The sequence below is a fragment of the Pseudomonas sp. EGD-AK9 genome (genome assembly GCF_000465935.2).
Classification (GTDB): domain Bacteria; phylum Pseudomonadota; class Gammaproteobacteria; order Pseudomonadales; family Pseudomonadaceae; genus Aquipseudomonas.
On record NZ_AVOF01000217.1, the window covers coordinates 1 to 5590 of the forward strand.

Consider the following 5590-nt stretch of genomic DNA (forward strand, 5'->3'; position numbering starts at 1 on the left):
TGCTGCCAGTCGACCGAGCCGTCGCCGATGACGATTACCGCCTGACTATTCATTCACCACTCCCGCCAGCGGCGCCGGCTCGTCGACTCGTTCGCCGTTCGGCTCGTGCCGCTTGAAGATAAACACCCGGGCTGCCGCGGCGACAATCAGGATGAACAGGAACAGCACGCTGAAACCGCCGGCCGCGGCCAGGTACTTGATGCCCTCGACGCCCTGCGCGCCGCCGCCGTAGGCGACCATGATGAAGGCGATGGCGCCGATCGACAGGCCCCAGATCACCTTCTGCCGCTTCGGCGACTCCTCGTCCGCACGGATGTCGTGGGTGCAGATCGAGGCGATGGTCGAGGTCATCGAGTCGGCCGCGGTGGCGAAGGAGAGGATCAGGGTGAAGATCGCCAGCGGCACCAGGATCACCGCCAGCGGCAGGTGCTGGAGGAAGCCCCAGAGCCCGGCGACCGCGCCGTTCTCGCTGACGATGCGCACCAGGTCGAGGGTGCCGTCGAGCTGCCACTTGATCGCCGAGCTGCCCCAGATGGCGAACCAGACGATGCCGAACAGCGACGGCAGGATCCAGTTGATCACCAGGAACTCGCGCAGGGTGCGGCCATAGGAGATGCGCGCGAGGAACAGGCCCATCAGCGGCGCATAGGCGATCCAGATCGACCAGTCGTACATGGTCCACCAGGTCACCAGCGCCTCGCCGCCGGACTCCTTGGTGTCGAACGACCAGAGGAAGAAGTTGCTCAGCCAGTAGCCGATGGAGGTGGTCGACAGGCTGAGGATGTAGCTGATCGGCCCGACCACCAGCAGGATGACCACGAAGGCGTAGAAGATGTAGGCGTTGATCGACGACAGCAGGCGGATGCCGCGCTTGAGCCCCGACAATGCCGAGGCGATGAAGATGGTCGCGATCACCAGGGTCAGCAGCAGCCAGGTCATCGGCGTCGGGCGGATGCCGTACTGCGACTCGATGCCCGAACTGATCAGCGCCAGGCCGGCGCCGAGCGAGGAGGCCAGGCCGAGGGCGATGGCCAGCACCGACACCACGTTGACCAGCGAGCGCACCAGCGGCCGCTGCTCGTGACGGCCGATCACCGGAATCAGGGTCGAGGCGATGGAGAACGCCTGGCGGCGGTTGTAGTGCATGTAGCCGATCATCAGACCCACCACCGAATACATGGCGTAGGGAATGAAGCTCCAGTTATGGAAGCAGCGCGCCAGGGCGAAGATCGCCGCCTCGGCGCTGCCGGGGGCGAAGGTCTGGTTGCCGATCTCGCCGTAGACGTTGCCCAGGTAGATGATCGGCTCGTTGACCGAGTAGGTCACCACGCCGGTGGCGATGCCGCCGGTCAGCGCCATGGCGAAGGTGGTGGCCATGGAAAACGCCGGTTTGGCGTGCGCCCCGCCGAGGCGAATGTCGCCGGCCTTGGAGAAGAAGATGTAGGCGGTGACCGCCAGTGCGGAAATGGCCAACAGCTGGTAGAGCCAGGCGAAATCGACCAGGGAGAAGTAGAAGATGCCCTTGGCCACCCGGACCAGGGCCGCGTTGTCGACCAGCCCCAGGACGACCGCGAGAAGAATGATGGTGAAGGCGGGGACGAACACCCCCACGTTCAGGCGTTTACGGCTACTTGTATTCATTGTTGCCTGCCTTTTCTGGGAACAGCGTTAGGAGGTCTGCCGACGCCGTGGGCCTCTGCCGCCCACGCCGCCGGCGTTGCGCACGATGCTCAGAGCATCGGCAGATCGAGGCCCTGTTCCCTGGCGCAATCGATGGCGATCTGGTAACCGGCATCGGCGTGACGCATCACCCCGGTGCCCGGGTCGTTGCGCAGCACGCGGCCCAGGCGGGCGCGGGCCGCGGGCGTACCGTCGGCGACTATCACCACCCCGGAATGCTGCGAATAGCCCATGCCCACGCCGCCGCCATGGTGCAGCGAGACCCAGGTGGCGCCGCCGGCGGTATTGAGCAGGGCGTTGAGCAGCGGCCAGTCGGACACGGCGTCGGAGCCGTCCTGCATGGCCTCGGTCTCGCGGTTGGGGCTGGCCACCGAGCCGGAGTCGAGGTGGTCACGGCCGATCACCACCGGCGCCTTCAGCTCGCCGCTGGCGACCATGTCGTTGAACGCCTGGGCCAGGCGCGCGCGGTCCTTCAGGCCGACCCAGCAGATGCGCGCCGGCAGGCCCTGGAAGGCGATGCGCTCGCGGGCCATGTCCAGCCAGCGGTGCAGGTGCTCGTCGTCCGGGATCAGTTCCTTGACCTTGGCGTCGGTCTTGTAGATGTCCTCGGGGTCGCCGGACAGCGCGGCCCAGCGGAACGGGCCGATACCCTGGCAGAACAGCGGACGGATATAGGCCGGGACGAAGCCGGGGAAGTCGAAGGCGTTGGCCACGCCCTCCTCTTTCGCCATCTGGCGGATGTTGTTGCCGTAGTCGAAGGTCGGCACGCCCATCTTCTGGAAGTCGAGCATGGCGCGCACGTGCACCGCCATCGACTGCTTGGCGGCCTTGACCACCGCCTCGGGCTGGCTCTTGCCGCGGGCCACGTACTCCTCCCAGCTCCAGCCGGACGGCAGGTAGCCGTGCAGCGGGTCGTGGGCACTGGTCTGGTCGGTGACCATGTCCGGGCGCACGCCGCGGCGCACCAGCTCCGGCAGCACGTCGGCGGCGTTGGCGCAGAGGGCGATGGACACCGCCTTGCCCTCGGCGCAGTACTTGGCGATGCGCGCCAGGGCGTCGTCGAGATCGCTGGCCTGCTCGTCGACGTAGCGGGTGCGCAGGCGGAAGTCGATGCTCGATTGCTGGCACTCGATGTTCAGCGAGCAGGCGCCGGCCAGGGTGGCGGCCAGCGGCTGGGCGCCGCCCATACCGCCCAATCCAGCAGTCAACACCCAGCGGCCCTTGAGGTTGCCGCCGTAGTGCTGGCGGCCGGCCTCGACGAAGGTCTCGTAGGTGCCCTGGACGATGCCCTGGCTGCCGATATAGATCCAGCTGCCGGCGGTCATCTGCCCGTACATGGCCAGGCCCTTGCGGTCCAGCTCGTTGAAGTGCTCCCAGTTGGCCCAGTGCGGCACCAGGTTGGAGTTGGCCAGCAGCACGCGCGGGGCGTCCGGGTGGGTCTCGAACACGCCCACCGGCTTGCCGGACTGGATCAGCAGGGTCTGGTTGTCTTCCAGGCGCTTGAGCACCTCGACGATCTTGTCGAAGCACTCCCAGTTGCGCGCGGCGCGGCCGATGCCACCGTACACCACCAGCTCCTTGGGGTTCTCGGCCACCTCGGGGTCGAGGTTGTTCATCAGCATGCGCAGCGGCGCTTCGGTCAGCCAGCTCTTGGCGGTCAGCTGATTGCCGCGCGGGGCGCGGATTTCGGTATCGCGGAACTTGGTCATCTTGCGGGCTCCTGTGGAGAACGAGTTGAGGGTGGGCGGTCAGAGCCAGCCCAGAAATTGTGCGAGGTAGGCCAGGGGAATGGCGAACAGCAGGCTGAGCAGGGTGCGCTGCAGCCAGATCAGCAGCAGGTGGCCCAGGCTCAGGGGAATCCGCGTGGCCAGCACGCAGGGAATCGAGGCGGAGAGAAACAGCACGCTGCTGACCGAGACGATGGCGGTGACGAACTTCACCAGCACGTCGGCGTCCTTGAGCAGCATCGCCGGCAGGAACATCTCCGCCAGGCCGGCGGAAATGGCGCGGGCCACCTGCATCGGCTCGTCCAGGCCGAACAGCCAGGTCAGCGGGTAGAGCAGCACGCCGAGCGCATCGAACAGCGGGGTGTACTTGGCCGCGAGCAGCCCGAGCAGGCCGACGGCGAGAATGCTCGGCAGGATGGCGGCGGTCATGCGCAGGCCATCGAGGAAGGTTTCACGCAGGGCCGAGCCCAGCGACGGCGCGTTGCTGGCCTGTTCCATCCCGGCGCGCCAGGCGCTGCCCAGGCGGCTTTCACCGGGCTGCAGCGGCGCCTCGGGCGTGGATTCGGACGGCAGTCGCGACAGCGGGTAGATGCGCGCGCTGACCGCCGTCACGGCGAAGGTCACCGCCATGGCGCCCCAGAAGTACAGGTTCCACTGCCCCATCAGGCCCAGGGTCTTGGCGATGATCACCATGAACGGCGCCGACACGGTGGAGAAGCCGGTGGCGATGATCGCCGCCTCGCGCACGCTGTAGTGCCCCTGCTGGTACATGCGGTCGGTGATCAACAGGCCCACCGAGTAGCTGCCGACGAAGGAGGCCACGGCATCGATGGCCGACTTGCCCGGCGTGCGCCAGATCGGTCGCATCACCGGCTGCATCAGTACGCCGATCAGTTCCAGCAGGCCGAAGCCGATCAGGAACACCAGCGCCAGCGAGCCCAGCGGCACGATCAGCGCCAGGCTGAGCACCAGTTTCTCGAACAGAAACGGCAGCATGTCCGGCTGATACAGCGCCTGCGGGCCGAGTTGCAGCAGGTAGGCGGCGCCGATCAGCAGGCCGAACACCTTGAGCACGCTGAACACGCTGTGGGTCAGGCTGCGACGCCAGCTGCCGTCGAACCAGGGCGCCAGCGCGCCGTAAAGCATGAACAGCAGCGCCACGCCGATCACCAGCGGCCGCGCATGCAGCTGCAAAGCGCTGGCGGCGTGGTCGAGGAGGATGGTCGAACGCCCGCCGAGCTCGAACGGCACGAAGAACAGCAGCAGGCCGATCAGGCTGTAGCCGAGCAGGCGCGCCAGGGCCCGCGAGCGCGACACGCCGGCGCTCAACGGCAGGGACTCAGACATGGCGCGGCTCCTGGCCGCGGCGGCGGGCGGTGGTGAACATGGTGGTTTCCTCGTATTTGTTGTTGTGCGGGAAAGGGCCGGGCTTGCGTGCTCAGAGGCTGAGCAGGTGGATCAGCCGCGCCGCCACCTTGGCGGTGCGGTTGTCGATGTCGTATTCGGGGTTGAGCTCGGCGAGATCGGCCAGGCGCAGCTTGCCGCTGCCCTTGAGCCGCTCGATCAAGGGCTCGAGCAGCTCCAGGCGCACCCCGCGCGCGGCCGGGGCGCTGACCCCGGGGGCCTCGCAGGCCGGCAGCACGTCGATATCGATGGTCAGGTAGAGCACGTCGCAGGCGGCGGCAAAGGCCTCCAGCTCGGCGCCGATGGCGTCGAGGCTCGACTCGCGAATCTCGCGGTCCTCGCGCACCAGCACGCCGAGGTCGGCGGCCCGCTGGAACAGCGCGCGGGTATTGCTGGCGCGGCTGACACCGAGGCAGGCGTAGCGAAACGGCCAGCCGCGCGCGGCGCACTGCTCGGCGATCTGCGCGAAGGGGGTGCCGGAGGAATGCACATGGGCCGGGTCGCGCAGGTCGAAATGGGCGTCGAAGTTGACGATGCCGATCCGCGGGGCATGGTTGCCGGAGAGGTGCTCGGCCAGGCCGGACCAGCTGCCGAAGGCCACTTCGTGGCCGCCGCCGAGCACCACGGGGAAATGGCCGGCATCCAGCAGCGCGCAGACGGTGCGCCCGAGGCGGGCCTGGGCCGCTTCCAGGTCGCCGTCCTCGCAGGCCACGTCGCCAGCATCGTAGGCCGGCGCCTGGCGGTGCCAGGCCAGGTTGGCCAGGGCCTTGCGCATCGCC

General features: G+C 67.9%; 4 protein-coding genes. All 4 read right to left on the minus strand.

The window, feature by feature from the left end; translation table 11 throughout:
- Positions 1–45 precede the first annotated feature (45 nt).
- Positions 46–1641: a BCCT family transporter gene (locus N878_RS11315; RefSeq protein WP_031303049.1), complete on the minus strand. Its 1596-nt coding sequence runs from the start codon at positions 1639–1641 to the stop codon at positions 46–48.
- An 89-nt stretch (positions 1642–1730) separates the two neighbouring features.
- Complete coding sequence (gene hutU / locus N878_RS11320) at positions 1731–3389, minus strand: urocanate hydratase (protein WP_021443768.1); 1659 nt, start codon at positions 3387–3389, stop codon at positions 1731–1733.
- A gap of 39 nt (positions 3390–3428) precedes the next feature.
- Positions 3429–4754 (minus strand): YjiH family protein, encoded by a 1326-nt coding sequence (locus tag N878_RS11325; RefSeq protein ID WP_021443769.1) that lies wholly within the window; start codon positions 4752–4754, stop codon positions 3429–3431.
- Between the two features lie 91 nt (positions 4755–4845).
- On the minus strand, positions 4846–5590 hold a 745-nt coding region (hutG, locus tag N878_RS11330), incomplete at its 5' end, for a formimidoylglutamase (protein WP_031303050.1).

What these genes read in the sequence shown, in the direction of transcription:
- N878_RS11315 (WP_031303049.1), bottom strand. Translation starts at nt 1,641, where the DNA reads ATGAATACAAGTAGCCGTAAACGCCTGAACGTGGGGGTGTTCGTCCCC.
- hutU (WP_021443768.1), bottom strand. Translation starts at nt 3,389, where the DNA reads ATGACCAAGTTCCGCGATACCGAAATCCGCGCCCCGCGCGGCAATCAG.
- N878_RS11325 (WP_021443769.1), bottom strand. Translation starts at nt 4,754, where the DNA reads ATGTCTGAGTCCCTGCCGTTGAGCGCCGGCGTGTCGCGCTCGCGGGCC.